At 64.2% G+C, this 13,770-nt stretch carries 16 protein-coding genes; 13 read left to right on the top strand and 3 right to left on the bottom strand.

Features of this window, described 5'->3' with window-relative positions; translation table 11 throughout:
• Together IH615_RS21495 and IH615_RS21490 are read left to right on the top strand one after the other, a co-directional pair.
• Nucleotides 1–1,608 (top strand): OmpA family protein (locus tag IH615_RS21495; protein ID WP_291365248.1); only part of this gene is annotated, 1,608 nt, incomplete at its 5' end.
• A 136-nt stretch (nucleotides 1,609–1,744) separates the two neighbouring features.
• Nucleotides 1,745–2,293 carry a hypothetical protein gene (locus IH615_RS21490; RefSeq protein WP_291365247.1) on the top strand — a complete coding sequence of 183 codons (549 nt, stop codon included), beginning with the start codon at nucleotides 1,745–1,747 and terminating at the stop codon, nucleotides 2,291–2,293.
• 21 nt (nucleotides 2,294–2,314) lie between these two features.
• Here IH615_RS21490 and IH615_RS21485 read toward each other — a convergent pair whose 3' ends face one another.
• Nucleotides 2,315–3,253: an alpha/beta hydrolase gene (locus IH615_RS21485; RefSeq protein ID WP_291365245.1), complete on the bottom strand. Its 939-nt coding sequence runs from the start codon at nucleotides 3,251–3,253 to the stop codon at nucleotides 2,315–2,317.
• Nucleotides 3,254–3,465: 212 nt separating this feature from the next.
• Here IH615_RS21485 and dapA point away from each other — a divergent pair, with 212 nt between their 5' ends.
• The gene (gene dapA, locus IH615_RS21480) at nucleotides 3,466–4,341 is read left to right on the top strand and encodes a 4-hydroxy-tetrahydrodipicolinate synthase (protein ID WP_291365242.1); all 876 of its coding nucleotides are present in this window, start codon (nucleotides 3,466–3,468) and stop codon (nucleotides 4,339–4,341) included.
• Between the two features lie 5 nt (nucleotides 4,342–4,346).
• Entirely contained in the window at nucleotides 4,347–4,844 is a 498-nt protein-coding gene (smpB, locus tag IH615_RS21475; RefSeq protein WP_056252519.1) for an SsrA-binding protein SmpB, read from the top strand.
• A 47-nt stretch (nucleotides 4,845–4,891) separates the two neighbouring features.
• Here smpB and IH615_RS21470 read toward each other — a convergent pair whose 3' ends face one another.
• Nucleotides 4,892–5,470, bottom strand: coding sequence for an NYN domain-containing protein (locus IH615_RS21470; RefSeq protein WP_291365239.1), 579 nt, complete (start codon nucleotides 5,468–5,470; stop codon nucleotides 4,892–4,894).
• Nucleotides 5,471–5,706: 236 nt separating this feature from the next.
• Here IH615_RS21470 and rpoZ point away from each other — a divergent pair, with 236 nt between their 5' ends.
• The 7 genes from rpoZ (at nucleotide 5,707) to era (ending at nucleotide 12,138) form a co-directional block, all read left to right on the top strand.
• On the top strand, nucleotides 5,707–6,075 hold the full coding sequence (rpoZ, locus tag IH615_RS21465) for a DNA-directed RNA polymerase subunit omega (RefSeq protein ID WP_092179449.1): 369 nt from the start codon (nucleotides 5,707–5,709) through the stop codon (nucleotides 6,073–6,075).
• A 314-nt stretch (nucleotides 6,076–6,389) separates the two neighbouring features.
• Nucleotides 6,390–8,678: a bifunctional (p)ppGpp synthetase/guanosine-3',5'-bis(diphosphate) 3'-pyrophosphohydrolase gene (locus IH615_RS21460; RefSeq protein WP_291365235.1), complete on the top strand. Its 2,289-nt coding sequence runs from the start codon at nucleotides 6,390–6,392 to the stop codon at nucleotides 8,676–8,678.
• Nucleotides 8,665–9,255, top strand: a complete 591-nt coding sequence (pyrE, locus tag IH615_RS21455; protein WP_291365233.1) for an orotate phosphoribosyltransferase — start codon at nucleotides 8,665–8,667, stop codon at nucleotides 9,253–9,255. Before IH615_RS21460 ends, pyrE begins: the two co-directional genes overlap by 14 nt.
• Nucleotides 9,252–9,674, top strand: a complete 423-nt coding sequence (gene acpS / locus IH615_RS21450) for a holo-ACP synthase (protein ID WP_291365231.1) — start codon at nucleotides 9,252–9,254, stop codon at nucleotides 9,672–9,674. The genes pyrE and acpS overlap by 4 nt, the downstream gene beginning before the upstream one ends.
• A 30-nt stretch (nucleotides 9,675–9,704) precedes the next feature.
• On the top strand, nucleotides 9,705–10,508 hold the full coding sequence (lepB, locus tag IH615_RS21445; RefSeq protein WP_291365229.1) for a signal peptidase I: 804 nt from the start codon (nucleotides 9,705–9,707) through the stop codon (nucleotides 10,506–10,508).
• Nucleotides 10,505–11,221, top strand: a complete 717-nt coding sequence (gene rnc, locus IH615_RS21440; RefSeq protein WP_291365227.1) for a ribonuclease III — start codon at nucleotides 10,505–10,507, stop codon at nucleotides 11,219–11,221. The genes lepB and rnc overlap by 4 nt, the downstream gene beginning before the upstream one ends.
• Entirely contained in the window at nucleotides 11,218–12,138 is a 921-nt protein-coding gene (era, locus tag IH615_RS21435) for a GTPase Era (protein WP_291365225.1), read from the top strand. Before rnc ends, era begins: the two co-directional genes overlap by 4 nt.
• A 9-nt stretch (nucleotides 12,139–12,147) precedes the next feature.
• On the opposite strand, the gene IH615_RS21430 is transcribed toward era, so the two are convergent.
• Entirely contained in the window at nucleotides 12,148–12,486 is a 339-nt protein-coding gene (locus tag IH615_RS21430; protein ID WP_291365223.1) for an antibiotic biosynthesis monooxygenase, read from the bottom strand.
• 84 nt (nucleotides 12,487–12,570) lie between these two features.
• On the opposite strand from IH615_RS21430, the gene IH615_RS21425 reads away from it, so the two are divergent.
• Both IH615_RS21425 and recO read left to right on the top strand, forming a co-directional pair.
• Nucleotides 12,571–13,041 carry a MarR family winged helix-turn-helix transcriptional regulator gene (locus tag IH615_RS21425; protein WP_291365221.1) on the top strand — a complete coding sequence of 157 codons (471 nt, stop codon included), beginning with the start codon at nucleotides 12,571–12,573 and terminating at the stop codon, nucleotides 13,039–13,041.
• Nucleotides 13,041–13,748 (top strand): DNA repair protein RecO, encoded by a 708-nt coding sequence (gene recO, locus IH615_RS21420; RefSeq protein ID WP_291365219.1) that lies wholly within the window; start codon nucleotides 13,041–13,043, stop codon nucleotides 13,746–13,748. Before IH615_RS21425 ends, recO begins: the two co-directional genes overlap by 1 nt.
• Nucleotides 13,749–13,770: the final 22 nt, after the last annotated feature.

Raw genomic sequence — 13,770 nt, 5'->3', positions numbered from 1 at the left:
CCCCAGATTGCCCCCTATACCTGGTCCGCCACCCGCGCCGCCGATGGCGTGACGCTGATGGGCCATGTGCCCACCCAAAGCCTCAAGACCTACCTTGCCGTCCACGCCGGCGATGCCGTCGTCGACTCGACCGAACTGGGGCTCGGTGCCCCCGAGGGCTTCGTCGCGGCGGTAACCGCCGGGCTCGATGCGGTTCTGACCCTCGAAGAGGGCGAGGTCAGCTACGATGGGTCGCGCTGGACCCTGGGCGGCCGTGCCGCTTCGGAAGCGCAACGCGACGCGCTGCTGGCAACCCTAGCGGCCGCGACCGACACCGCGGCGTGGTCCATCGACATCGTGGCGCCGCCACCTGAACCCGTCGCCACCGTGCCCTATCTGTGGTCCGCCACCAAGACGCCCGATGGCACCGTGATCCTTGATGGTCTTGTTCCGGCCGAGCCGCTGCAGCGCGTGCTGGCGGTGCGGGCAGGGGACAAAGTCACCGACCAGTCCACGGTCGATCCCACCGCCCCCGAAGGTTTTGCCGCCGACCAGCTCGCCGCCATGGACGCACTCGCCGTCCTGTCAGAGGGCCGCGTCAGCTTTGACGGGACGATCTGGACCATCAGCGGCACGCTCTTGGATGCTGATGGTTCCGTAGACACGGCTCTGGCCGCTGCGACGACTCCGGCTACCAACTGGGTGCTGGCCCTGAACAGGCCGTCGCAGCCGGTTGCCGAGCCAGAGCCTGCGCCCATTGTCGAGCCCGAACCAGCGATCGCCGAGCCTGAGCCGACGGTGGTCGAGCCGGAACCCTCGCCGGAGCCCGTCGCGTCGCCCGTTGCCGTCAATCCCGAATACGCCTTTTCCGCCCGCCGCTCCGCTGACGCGTCGGTGGTCATGAGCGGGCAACTGCCATCGGATCCGGCAATGCGCTACTTCGCCGCCATCAGCGATGGCGACGTCGCCGCCGTAACCATCGCCGAAGGTGCTCCGCCATCCTTCCTCCCGAGCGCAGAAACCGGCCTGCGCGCTTTGTCGCAACTGGCCGAAGGCCAGCTCGATTTTGCCGCCGGCGCCTGGTCCCTGCAAGGCATCGCGCCGAATGACGACGTCCGCGACGCCGTGCTGGCGGCCATATCCGCGTCGCCGGATGGCGCGTCCTGGACCACGCGGATTGACGTGCCGCCGCCGCCACCCGAGCCCGAACCGGTGGCGCCAGCGGCACAGCCAGCCGCACCCGCCCCGGTCGATACCAGCGCCTGCGCCGCGCCGGTCGCGGAATTCTCCGCGCGCAACTCCATCCTGTTCCAGTCGGGGGCGGCATTGATCGCCGCCGAGTCCGAAGCGGCGCTCGATGAACTGGCGCTGGATCTGGCGGCTTGTCCGGATGCCATCGTCCACATCGAGGGCCATACCGATGCCGACGGCGACGAGGGCCTGAACATGGCGCTGTCGGTGGCGCGCGCCGAGGCCGTGGTCAATGCGCTGGTCTCCCGCGGCGTCACCCCGGCGCGGCTTTACGCTGTGGGCTATGGCGAAACCGCGCCGATTGGCGACAACGAAACGGCCCAGGGCAAGCGCCTCAATCGGCGCATCGTCGTCACCATCAAGCCGCAGCATTATTGAGGCCCGTCGATGGCGGTAAACTGGGCTTCGCTGTCCTATCTGGTGATGGTCTATTGGCCCTACCTGGCAGGGGCGGGGCTGATCGGCCTCATCGTGGGCTGGCGTAGTTTCACCCCGCCAGGTCCGTGACCGCGCCATGACCAACCTGGCCCACATTGCCGAGACGGCGCTGCTGCTATTGGCTGCCTATCTGCTGGGCTGCGTCCTCGGCTATGCCACTCGCCTGGTCCTCCATGCCGGGCGTGGCACCAGGCAGGTTGTGCCGCCGGCCGCCGCTGCCGTCACCGCCCCATTGCCCGAGCCACGCAAGCCGCGCAGTTCCGCCGCGCGCCTCGCCGCACGTGTTGAGGAGCCGTTACCGCCGGCGCCGAACGCTGCCCCGGCTCCGCCGCCTGTTACGGCGTTGCCTCCGGCCGGTAAGTCCAAATCATTAGGGCCAAAGCCCGCGACCTTGTCTGGGCCGCGAGGCGGCCAGGCCGACAATCTCAAGCAGATCAAGGGAATCGGGCCGAAAATTGAAGCATCGCTTTACGCGATGGGCATATTCCACATCGATCAGATCGCCGGCTGGAACAAGGCCAATGTCGACTGGGTCGATGCCCAGCTGTCATTCAAGGGCCGCATCCGGCGCGAACGCTGGGTCGAACAGGCCCTGGAATTGGGAATCACCAGGGCCCACGCCTAGCCCCCGATCGCTGCGCCGCGCTCAGGCCGCCCGGCCCAGCAATTGCGTGCTGGTTCGCGTGACGAACTCGGCGACGGCCTCGATTTCCTCGTGCTGGTCGAACAAAGCAGGGGAGCCTTGCCCGGCAATGGTCAGCGCCACCGCATCCGGCCGCCGGCGCACCATTTCATCAAACGTCTCGCGCCGCAGCTGGTCGGTCAGCTGCGTCCGCAGCAGCATCAGCGGCGCACAGGTCAAGGCATCGAACAGGGGCCATTGCGCCATCAGCACGTCGTCGAAATTGATGCTGGCCAGGGCCTCGATCAGCCGCCGGTCATAGAGCGGACGGGCCCGTCCGCGCTTGTCGATCACATGGCTGCGGCCCACCAAGGCATCCAGCCGGTCATCGGGCAGTTCCGGATAATCGCCACCCAGGATCTTGCGAAACCCCGATGTCACGACCTTCGCCCCCCGCAGCGCCTCCACATGCGCCAGGTTGTTGCGCAGGCGCACGATCCCGCGCGAATCCGTCACCGGCCCTGCATCCAGCAGCACCGTGCCGGCAATCAGCAGCGGATGGCGCGCGGCCAGCGCCATGGCAACCTGCCCGCCATGCCCCTGGCCCAACACCACCGCCTTGCCGATCCCCAGCGCCGTCATCACCGACGCGACATCGCGCGCATCGGCCAGCGAGCTGTATTTGCTGTCCTTGGCCCGGTCGTCGGACCGTCCCCGGCCGGGCAGGTCGACCAGCACCACCGGCCATTCCCCTCTGACCATGCGACGGAAATAGCCGGCAAACTCGGTGAAGTCGCTCATATTGCGCTGATAGCCGGGAATGCAGACCACCGGCAGGCGCCGGCTCGACAGCGTGCCGGCGACATGAACGGCAACGCGCAGCCCCGCTTCCAGCGTCACATGGGTGATCGGCAGGGGCACGAAGGGTGGATGATCGGCAGGGACGGTTCTGGGGCGAGGCATTGCCGCCCCATTTAGGGGGAACGGCCATGTCAGCTCAAGCGGATTTGCTGCCGCCGCCGGCAATGGCGATCCCTGCTGCCAGGGACCAACGAAAACGTTGTCGTGGCCGCCAAGTGAAAGTATGGTGCGCCACGCAAAACCGGCCGCGCCAAGCGGTCTCTGCCATTCCGCCACGGCCCGTCCGTGGCACCAACCCAAGGACATCTCGACAAATGCTGCGAGGATCGATTACGGCGCTCATCACTCCCATGCTCGATGGGAATGTCGATGAGAAAGCCTTCGCCAGCTTTGTCGATTGGCAGATTTCGGAAGGCACTCACGGCCTGGTGCCGGTGGGCACCACGGGCGAAAGCCCCACTGTCAGCCACGAGGAACACCGCCGCGTCGTCGAAATCGCCATCGAAGTGGCCAACAAGCGCGTCCCCGTGATTGCCGGGGCCGGATCCAACTCGACTGCCGAAGCGGTGGAGCTGGCGAAGTTCGCCGAACAGGCCGGCGCCGATGCCGTGCTTTCCATCGTGCCCTACTATAACAAGCCCAACCAGGAGGGCATGTTCCAGCACTTCTCGGCTGTGGCCAGGGCAGTCGGCATCCCCGTCATTCTCTACAGCGTGCCCGGCCGCACCGTGGTCGATCTCACCGTCGACACCATCGCGCGCCTGCACGAAGCCCATGCCAATATCATCGGCGTCAAGGATGCGACCGCCGATCTCGGCCGGGCGAGCCTCCAGCGCGACAAGCTGGGCAAGGATTTCATCCTGCTCTCGGGCGAAGACATAACCGCACTCGCCTTCAACGCCCATGGCGGCCATGGCTGCATTTCGGTCACTTCCAACATCGCGCCGCGTCTGTGTGCCCAGATGCAGGAGCTTTCGCTGGCTGGTGATTTCAAGGGCGCCTTGCTGGTGCAGGACAAGCTGGTGCATCTGCACAAGAACCTGTTCCTCGAGCCCAATCCGACGGCGGTGAAATACGCCGCCAGCCGCCTCAACCGCTGCGCCAACGAACTGCGCCTGCCGCTCGTACCGGTCGCCAGGGCGACTGAAGAGGCCGTGGACTTTGCAATGCGCCATGCAGGTCTTATCTAACCCTTATGGCCCCAAAGAACGACAAGGCAAAGAACGGCATCATCAGCCACGGTCTCGTGGCTGAAAACCGCCGCTCGCGCTACGATTACGAAATCGGCGAGACCATGGAGGCCGGCCTCGTGCTGACCGGCACCGAGGTCAAGTCGTTGCGCCTGGGCAAGGCCCAGATCACCGAGTCCTATGCCTCGCCCGAACGGGGCGAGCTCTGGCTGATCAACGCCCATATCCCCGAATACCTGCAGGCCAACCGCTTCAACCACGAAGAACGGCGCCCGCGCAAACTCTTGGTATCAAAGAAGCAGCTGGCCCATCTCGACCAGGAAGTGGCCCGTGCCGGCAACACCATCGTGCCGCTCAAGCTGTTCTTCAACGACCAGGGCCGCGCCAAGGTGCTGATCGGCGTCGGCAAGGGCAAGAAGAACTACGACAAGCGCGCCACCGAGCGCGATCGCGACTGGAACCGCGACAAATCCCGCATCATGAAAGAGGGCGGTCGGGGGTAGGCGGGCGTCCTGCACCTTTCCCCCAGAGGGAGAGGTGAAGCGGCCGGTTACTCCGTCTCAGCCGCCACAACCGGCGCCGCCACGGGCGGACGGGTGCTCGGCGGGCGGCCCACGGTCTTGGCCAGTTCTGCCACATCGATGAAGAAGTCGGCCTGGCGCCGCAGATCATCCGAGATCATGGGCGTGGACGTGGTCAGCGTCGAAACCACAGTCACCCGCTTGCCCTTGCGCTGCAGCGCCGCCACCAGCGCCGTGAAGTCGCCATCACCGGAAAACAGCACCATGTGGTCGTAGAACGGGGCCAATTCGAGCGCGTCGACGCACAGCTCGATATCCATATTGCCCTTGATCTTCCGCCGCCCGGTCGCGTCGGTGAATTCCTTGGCCGGCTTGGTCACCACGGTGAAGCCGTTATAGTCCAGCCAGTCGATCAGCGGGCGGATCGAGGAATATTCCTGATCCTCGACGAGCGCCGTGTAGTAGTTGGCCCGCAGCAGATAGGCCCTGGCGTTGAAATCGGCCAGCAGCCGCCGGTAGTCGATATCGACCCCGATTGCCTTGGACGTGGCGTAGAGATTGGCGCCGTCGATGAATAGTACGATCTTTTCCCGCGGATCGATGGGCATGGCAATATCTCCCTATTGGCGGTCCGCCCGCCTAAACGCCTGTGCCGCGCCACGCGGCCTAAACGACTATTTAAATTCCGCTGAGAACATTATGTTAATTTCGCTATTCGCATGTTTTCCGGCACGGGACAAGACATCTGCGTGTCACATGCGCGTGCCGAAGGGCAGGCAATCCTTGTGCCCACCGAGTCACTCGTGTATGGGAAGCCTTCATTCCATAAGTTTTGGAGACGTCTGTGGCACGCGTCACCGTTGAAGACTGCATCGAAAAGATCGAAAACCGGTTCGATCTCGTTCTCATGGCCGCGCATCGTGCGCGCATGATTTCGTCTGGCGCCCAGATCACCGTCTCGCGCGACAACGACAAGAATCCCGTTGTGGCCCTGCGTGAAATCGGCGACGGCGCCATTTCGCCGGATGACCTGCGCGAGGATCTGATCCACTCGCTGCAGAAATATGTCGAGGTCGACGAGCCCGAAGAGCACGCCGCTCCGCTGATCGAAAGCGCCAATGGCGACGATTCGATCAATTTCGACACCATCAGCGAAGAAGAACTGCTGCGCGGCATCGAAAGCCTGGCCCCGCCGGAACGCCGCGACGACTGATCTGGTCGGCAGCGACAAGTATCAACACCCTCGACGCAAGCCGGGGGTGTTTTCGTTTTGCGCGATGCGATGCTCAGCCACCGTGTCATTCCGGCGAAGGCCGGAATCCATGTCCGTGGGTCGCCGCAGCACCCAGCGACAGGGGATGGCTCACCGCATGGATCCCAGCCTTCGCCGGGATGACATCGCGACTGAACGATGTCGTGCCTCCGGCCCTTCCCAGCCACCCGCAACTCAGATACTCCCCGCGTCGCCCTTCCCATTTCCAATCAAAGCGCTAAGCTCGATTCTTCGAGCGAGCGGCGACACCTTCCATGATGCGTCAGTATGAGCTTGTCGAACGCGTTCAGGCCTATAACCCGAACGTCGACGAGCAGTTGTTGAATAAGGCCTATGTCTACGCCATGCAGAAGCATGGCTCGCAGAAGCGTGCCTCGGGCGACCCCTACTTCAATCACCCGCTCGAAGTCGCGGCCATCCTGACCGAACTCAAGCTCGACGATGCCTCCATCGCCGTGGGCCTGCTCCACGACACCATCGAGGATACCGACGCCACCCGCGCCGAGATCGACCAACTGTTCGGCGCCGAAATCGCCACCATCGTCGATGGCCTGACCAAGATCGACCGCCTCAACCTGGTCTCCCGCGAGGAGGCTCAGGCCGAAAACCTGCGCAAGCTGCTGCTGGCCATCAGCCAGGATGTGCGCGTGCTGCTGGTCAAGCTCGCCGACCGCCTGCACAACATGCGCACCCTGCAATATATGCCTGCCGACAAGCAGAAGCGTATCGCGCAGGAAACCATGGATATCTATGCCCCGCTGGCCGGCCGCATGGGTATGCAGGACATGCGCAACGAGCTGGAAAACATCTCCTTCAAGATTCTCCAGCCCGAGCACTACCAGGCCATCGTTGCCCGCCTCGACGAGATGCAGGAAGAGTATCGCGAGACCATCTCGACCATTTCCGCGGAACTCAGCGAGCGCCTCGCCGCCGAGGGCATCACCGCCCGCGTCAAGGCCCGCGTGAAGTCGCCCTTCTCGATCTTCAACAAGATCGAGCGCAAGTCGATCGCGCTGGAACAGCTCTCCGACATGATCGGCTTCCGCGTCATCGTCGGGTCGATCGAGGAATGCTATCGCACGGTTGGCGTCGTTCACACCAAGTGGAAGGTCGTGCCCGGTCGCTTCAAGGACTATATCTCGGTCCCCAAGCACAACGATTACCAGTCGATCCACACCACCATTGTCGGCCCCGGCCGCCAGCGCGCCGAGCTGCAGATTCGCACCGAGGAGATGGATCGCGTCGCCGAATTCGGCATCGCCGCCCACGCCCTCTACAAGGATGGTGCCTCGGCCGACCTGAGCCGCATCGAGCATGAATCGCAGGCCTATGGCTCGCTCCGCCAGACCATCGGCCACCTGACCACGGGCAATTCCTCCACCGAGGATTTCCTCGAATACACCAAGCTGGAACTGTTCCAGGACCAGGTGTTCTGCTTCACCCCCCGCGGCCGGCTGATCGCCCTGCCGCGCGGCGCCACCCCCATCGATTTCGCCTATGCTTTGCATACCGATATCGGCGACACCACCGTCGGTGCCAAGATCAATGGCTCCATCCTGCCGCTGGTCACCCAGCTTCGGTCAGGCGACGAAGTCGAGATCATCCGCGATCAGAACCATATGCCGCCGATGAACTGGCTGGGCATTGCCGCCACCGGCAAGGCCCGCGCCGCCATCCGCCGGGCCGTCCGCCACGCCGCCACCCAGCGCGCCTTCGCCCTGGGCGAACACGTGCTCAACATGCTGCTCGAGCGCGAAGGCGTCATGCTCGACGAGAGCGAGGCCAAGGCGCTGGCCGAGGCGCTCGGCGTTCCCGGTCGGCGCGATCTGCTGATCGCAGTGGGCGAGGGCAAGATCGGCTCCGAGCCGCTCGGCGTCGAACTGGCCAAGCTCAAGGGGCTGCGCAAGCGCCGCCGCAAGCTCGATCTGCCGGTCGCCGACACGGCCGATGGCTGGTTCGCCCTGCGCGCCACCGATCTCTTCCGCTTCCGCGTGCCGGGCGGCCAGCGCTCCGGCCCGCAGGCCAAGGCGGCCCTGGCGCAGCTCGATTTCCATATGCCGGTGACGGTCTCGGCCGAAGGCGTCGTGCCCGGGGACCGGCTGGTCGGCATCCTCCAGCCCGATGCGCCCATGCTGGTCTATCCCATCCATTCCGACGCGCTGATCGACAAGCATGACAGCGACGTGGCCTGGGTCGATGTCCGCTGGAGCCTCAAGAGCGGCGAGGACAAGCTCTATCCCACCGTCATCACCATGGAGAGCGTCAACAAGCCCGGTTCGCTGGCGCAGATTTCCTCGGCCATCGCCGCCTGCGACGCCAACATCAACAATCTGGTGATGCGGATGATTTCGCCCGACTTTCACCAGATGATCTTCGAAATCGAGGTGCGCGACCTTGCGCAACTGACCGATGTTCTGGCAACGCTCAAGCGCAGTCCGGGGCTTTCCGCCGTCCAGCGCGCCGGCGTCCGCGAAGCGGGCATGATTTCGACCCTCGAATGGGACGGCAAGGTGGACCGGAGATTTGTCGATGACGAAAGATGAAGTGCTGAACATATTCCGCGAATGCGGCGCCATGCTCGAAGGCCATTTCATCCTCTCGTCCGGCCTGCGCTCGCCGGTCTTCCTGCAGAAGGCCAAGGTGTTCCAATACGCCGCCCAGACCGAAAAGCTCTGCAAGGCTTTGGCCGAGCGCATCCGCGCCGAGGTCCCCGGCGTCACCAAGGTCGTGTCCCCGGCCATCGGCGGCATCATCCCCGGCTACGAAACCGCCCGCCAGCTCGGCCTTCCCGCGCTCTATACCGAGCGCGTCGACGGCAAGTTCGAGCTGCGCCGCGGTTTCGAAATATCGGCCGATGACAAGGTGATCGTGGTCGAAGACATCGTCTCCACCGGCCTCTCCATCCGCGAATGCGTCGAGGCCCTGCGCGGCATCGGGGCTAATGTTGTGGCCGCCGCCTGCCTCATCGATCGCTCCGGCGGCGAAGCCGATGTCGGCGTGCCGCTGGTTTCGCTGATCGAATACAAGGTCCCCGCCTATCCGGCCGACCAGCTCCCCCCCGAACTCGCCGCCATCCCCGCCATCAAGCCCGGCAGCCGCGGCATTCAGGGGGTAAAGTGATCATCGGCCTCGGCTCCGACCTCATCCAGATCCACCGCGTCGAGCAGACCCTCGCCAAATACGGCGATCGCTTCACCAGCCGCTGCTTCACCGAAACCGAGCGCCGCAAGTCCGATCGCCGCGCCCAGCGCGCCGCCTCCTATGCCAAGCGCTTCGCCGCCAAGGAAGCCTGCTCCAAGGCGCTGGGCACCGGCATCAGCTGGGGCGTCTACTGGCGCGACATGGGCGTGGTCAATCTGCCATCCGGCAAGCCGACCATGCACCTCACCAATGGCGCGGCAAAAGCCCTGGCCCGCCTTGTGCCGCCGGGCCACGTTCCCCACATCCACGTGACCATCACCGACGATGCCGGGCTTGCCCAGGCCTTCGTCATCATCGAGGCGCTGCCGCAAGTTGACCCGAGCGGAACAAACGCCTAACGCTTCGGCACCGCCTTTCCGGGGATATCAATGAGCCAGCCCGCCGACAAATCCATCAAGAAGTCCGCGACCAATGAATGGGTTGAAACCATCGTCGTCGTGGTCGAGGCGCTGCTGATCGCCATCGTCCTGCGCTCGTTCCTCTACCAGCCGTTCTCCATCCCCACCGCCTCCATGCAGCAGACCATGATGATCGGCGACTACTTCGTCGCCAACAAATTCGTCTGGGGCTATGGCAAACATTCCTTCTCTCTGGGCCGCTACGGCGATTTCAGCCTGCTCGATTTCGAGCTGCCCATCGCCAACCGCATCTTCGGTCGCGAGCCCAACCGCGGCGACATCGCCGTGTTCCGCCCGGTGCCGCAGAACATCGAATACATCAAGCGCGTCGTCGGCCTGCCGGGCGATACCATCCAGGTCAAGCAGGGCCGCCTCTATATCAACGGTACCATGATCGAGCGCGAAGCCATCGGCACCGCGCAGGATACCGACAGCAACGGCGACACCCGCGAGGTCACCCTCTATCGCGAGACCTTCCCGGAAGGCACCACCCACATCATCCAGGAAATCTCCGACAACGCGCCGCTCGACAATACGAGCGAATATGTCGTTCCGGCCGGCCACTATTTCATGATGGGCGACAACCGCGATCGATCCGCCGATAGCCGCGTCCTCAGTCAGGTCGGCTATGTGCCGGCGGTGAACCTGATCGCCAAGGCCGAGGCCCGCTTCTTCTCCATCACCAACAATATTCCGCCCTGGCAGCTCTGGCAGTGGCCGGCCAATGTGCGCTGGGACCGCATGTTCCAGTCCGTCGACCACCAGCCTCTATGAGCCGTGCCGCGCGTAACCACGACAAGCTGCAGTTCCGGCTCGGCTACAAATTTGCCGATCCGGACCTGCTGAACCGTGCGCTGACCCATTCCAGCGCCGTTTCGCCCGCCAAGCGCATCGAGCGCAGCTACCAGCGCCTCGAATTCCTCGGCGACCGCGTGCTCGGCCTCGTGGTCGCCGACATGCTCTATCGCCGCTATCCCAAGGCCAATGAGGGCGAGCTGAGCCGCACGCTCAATACGCTCGTGCGCAAGGAAACCTGCGCCGTCATCGCCCGCACGCTCGATCTCGGCTCCGAAATGCATCTGGGCGACAGCGAAGCCCGCACCGGCGGCGCCGAAAAGGAAGCCATCCTCGGCGACATCACCGAATCCATCATCGGCGCCATCTATTGCGATGGCGGGCTGGGCAAGGCCTACGAATTCGTCGAGCGCATGTTCGAGGAATTTTTGGCCGACGGCCAGGCCAACAAGGCCGATGCCAAGACGACCCTGCAGGAATGGGCCCAGGCCCGCGGCCTCGAGCCGCCCACCTATACCCAGACCGCCCGATCGGGCCCCGATCACGCCCCCGAATTCACCATCACTGTCACCCTCGGCAATTATGATAGTCTGAGCGCCACCGGCCCTTCCAAGAAGATCGCCGAACACAAGGCCGCCGAACTGTTCCTGATCGCCCAGAAGGTGTGGCAAGAAGCAAAAGATCCAACATGACCGATATCACGCCCATCGATACATCCTGCGGCTTCATCGCCCTGGTCGGCGCCCCCAATGCCGGCAAGTCGACCCTGCTCAACGCCCTCGTCGGCACCAAGGTCTCCATCGTCACCCACAAGGCGCAGACCACCCGCAGCCAGGTGCGCGGCGTCGTGACGACCGACAAGGCCCAGCTCGTCTTCATCGACACACCAGGCATTTTCGCCCCCAAGCGCCGGCTCGACCGCGCCATGGTCGATAGCGCCTGGGGCGGGGCAGGGGATGCCGATATCGTCGCCCTGATCGTCGATGTCGATCGTGGCCTGACGCCTGAACTTGAAAAGCTCATCGAGGGCCTCGAAAACATCAACCACCCGCGCATCCTGATCCTCAACAAGATCGACACGATCAAGAACGAGGAACTGCTCAAGCTCTCCGAGGCCATCAACGCCAAGTTGCGCTTCGAGGCCACCTTCATGATTTCGGCGCTCAAGGGCTATGGCGTGCAGGACTTCATGGATTGGTGCATCAAGCACATTCCGCCCGGGCCCTGGCACTTCCCCGAGGATCACCTCACCGATCTGACCATGGCCATCACCGCCGCCGAGATCACGCGCGAAAAGCTCTTCCTGCGCGTCCACGACGAAATCCCCTACAATGCCACGGTCGAGACCGAGTCCTTCAAGATCCAGAAGGACGGCTCCTACAAGATCGACCAGGTGGTCTATGTCACTCGCGACAGCCACAAGAAGATCGTCCTGGGCGCCGGCGGCCAGACCATCAAGGCCATCGGCCAGGAAGCCCGCAAGGAACTGATGGAAATGTACGAGGTGCCCATCCACCTCTTCCTCTTCGTCAAGGTCCGCGAAAAGTGGGGCGATGACCCCGAGCGCTACCGCGAAATGGGCCTGGAATACCCACATGGGAAGGGCTGAGACACGCTCTCAGCTGGCAGCGATATAGTTCGACATGTTGGCTTCGATGCCCAGTGTCTTCAGGAAGGACTCTGGATCGAAGCCACTGCCGCGCCGCTTGGCCATCATGGCCGCTTTCGCATTGGCGAAGGCGTCATGATTTGTCCACTCCACCACCGTCACCACATTGAAGCGGTCAGAGCCGGAATGCTGTTCCAGAATCAGGTTCTGCACACATCCGGCTTGCTCATCGAGAAAGTCCTTGGTTTCCTGCACCTTGGCCATGAACGCGGCGCGGGACGCCTCCGGCACGGCGAAGCTGTCGATGCGAAACACCGACGAACTCGGCTGCTTCTTGGCGGTGGTCATGTCTGGTCTCCATGAGGGATATGAAATGCGCTGCAATCCTGCGATAATGACAATATGTTGTCAATTGGGAAGTATGATGTCAGCATGACTCTGCCAACTGCTTCCGCTGCCCATGCGCTCAGCGCGCTCTTTCTGGACATTTTCCGCGCCAATGCGCGCCTGGTGTCAGCGGGGGATCAGCTCGTCGCGCCGCTCGGCCTCACCAGTGCGCGCTGGCAGGTTCTGGGCGCGGTAGCCATGGCGACCGTGCCGCAGCCCGTGGCGCATATCGCGCGCGACCTGGGCACGGCACGCCAAGGGGTTCAGCGTCTCGTCAACGAACTGCTGGAGGCCGGATTTGTCGAACTGCAGGACAATCCCCACCATCGTCGCGCCAAGCTCGTACGCCTGACCGAAAAGGGCCGGGAGACCTTTCGGGCTATTCACAAGCTCCAGGCGCCGTGGGTGGCAACCCTTGCAGAGGGCATGGACCCGCAAAAGATCGCAGCCGCAGCCGAACTCCTCCAGACTTTGCGACTACGCCTCGAGCAGGGCAGCAGCGAGCCGGTGGACTGATGGAATGGACCGGTGAAGCCCTGCTGATCGGCGTCCGCCGCCACGGCGAGACGTCAGTCATCGCCGAGGCCATGGTGGCCGGTCGTGGCCGCCATCTCGGGCTCGTCCGCGGTGGCCGCACCCGCCGCCTCGCGGCCGTGCTCCAGCCCGGCAATACCATCCAGCTCACCTGGCGCGCCCGCCTCGAAGATCAGCTCGGCATGTTCACCGTCGAACTGCTCACTGCCCGCGCCGCTGCCCTCATCGAAGACCGCACCCGGCTGTACCTCAGCCAGCTCATCTGCGACCACCTGCGCCTGCTGCCCGAGCGCGACCCGCATGATCGGCTCCTCGGCATGGCCCTGCGCCTCATCGACAGCGCCCCCGACGGCGCCGACCTCGCCCGCTTCGAACTCGCCATGCTCGAAGACCTCGGCTTCGGCCTGGACCTCGCCTCCTGCGCCGCCACTGGCAGCACCACCGACCTTACCCATGTTTCCCCCAAGACCGGCCGCGCCGTCTCCCGCGCCGCTGCCCAGCCTTATCTCGACCGCCTCCTGCCGCTTCCCAGCTTCCTCACCACCCGCGGCAATGCCAGCCCCCACGACATCGCCGACGCCCTGCGGCTGACGGGCCATTTTCTCCAGCAGCAGGTCTGGGGGCCAAGGCAGATCGAGCCGTCACCGACGAGGGAGTTGCTGATGGAAATCCTGTCACGAGACGTATAGCCGTAGAGCCATCCACCGGCCC

The organism is Devosia sp., assembly GCF_014860165.1.
In the GTDB taxonomy this organism is placed as follows: domain Bacteria; phylum Pseudomonadota; class Alphaproteobacteria; order Rhizobiales; family Devosiaceae; genus Devosia.
This window is presented reverse-complemented; position numbering and strand designations above follow the sequence as displayed.

What these genes read in the sequence shown, in the direction of transcription:
- IH615_RS21490 (WP_291365247.1), top strand. Translation starts at nt 1,745, where the DNA reads ATGACCAACCTGGCCCACATTGCCGAGACGGCGCTGCTGCTATTGGCT.
- IH615_RS21485 (WP_291365245.1), bottom strand. Translation starts at nt 3,253, where the DNA reads ATGCCTCGCCCCAGAACCGTCCCTGCCGATCATCCACCCTTCGTGCCC.
- dapA (WP_291365242.1), top strand. Translation starts at nt 3,466, where the DNA reads ATGCTGCGAGGATCGATTACGGCGCTCATCACTCCCATGCTCGATGGG.
- smpB (WP_056252519.1), top strand. Translation starts at nt 4,347, where the DNA reads ATGGCCCCAAAGAACGACAAGGCAAAGAACGGCATCATCAGCCACGGT.
- IH615_RS21470 (WP_291365239.1), bottom strand. Translation starts at nt 5,470, where the DNA reads ATGCCCATCGATCCGCGGGAAAAGATCGTACTATTCATCGACGGCGCC.
- IH615_RS21460 (WP_291365235.1), top strand. Translation starts at nt 6,390, where the DNA reads ATGATGCGTCAGTATGAGCTTGTCGAACGCGTTCAGGCCTATAACCCG.
- pyrE (WP_291365233.1), top strand. Translation starts at nt 8,665, where the DNA reads ATGACGAAAGATGAAGTGCTGAACATATTCCGCGAATGCGGCGCCATG.
- lepB (WP_291365229.1), top strand. Translation starts at nt 9,705, where the DNA reads ATGAGCCAGCCCGCCGACAAATCCATCAAGAAGTCCGCGACCAATGAA.
- rnc (WP_291365227.1), top strand. Translation starts at nt 10,505, where the DNA reads ATGAGCCGTGCCGCGCGTAACCACGACAAGCTGCAGTTCCGGCTCGGC.
- era (WP_291365225.1), top strand. Translation starts at nt 11,218, where the DNA reads ATGACCGATATCACGCCCATCGATACATCCTGCGGCTTCATCGCCCTG.
- IH615_RS21430 (WP_291365223.1), bottom strand. Translation starts at nt 12,486, where the DNA reads ATGACCACCGCCAAGAAGCAGCCGAGTTCGTCGGTGTTTCGCATCGAC.
- IH615_RS21425 (WP_291365221.1), top strand. Translation starts at nt 12,571, where the DNA reads ATGACTCTGCCAACTGCTTCCGCTGCCCATGCGCTCAGCGCGCTCTTT.
- recO (WP_291365219.1), top strand. Translation starts at nt 13,041, where the DNA reads ATGGAATGGACCGGTGAAGCCCTGCTGATCGGCGTCCGCCGCCACGGC.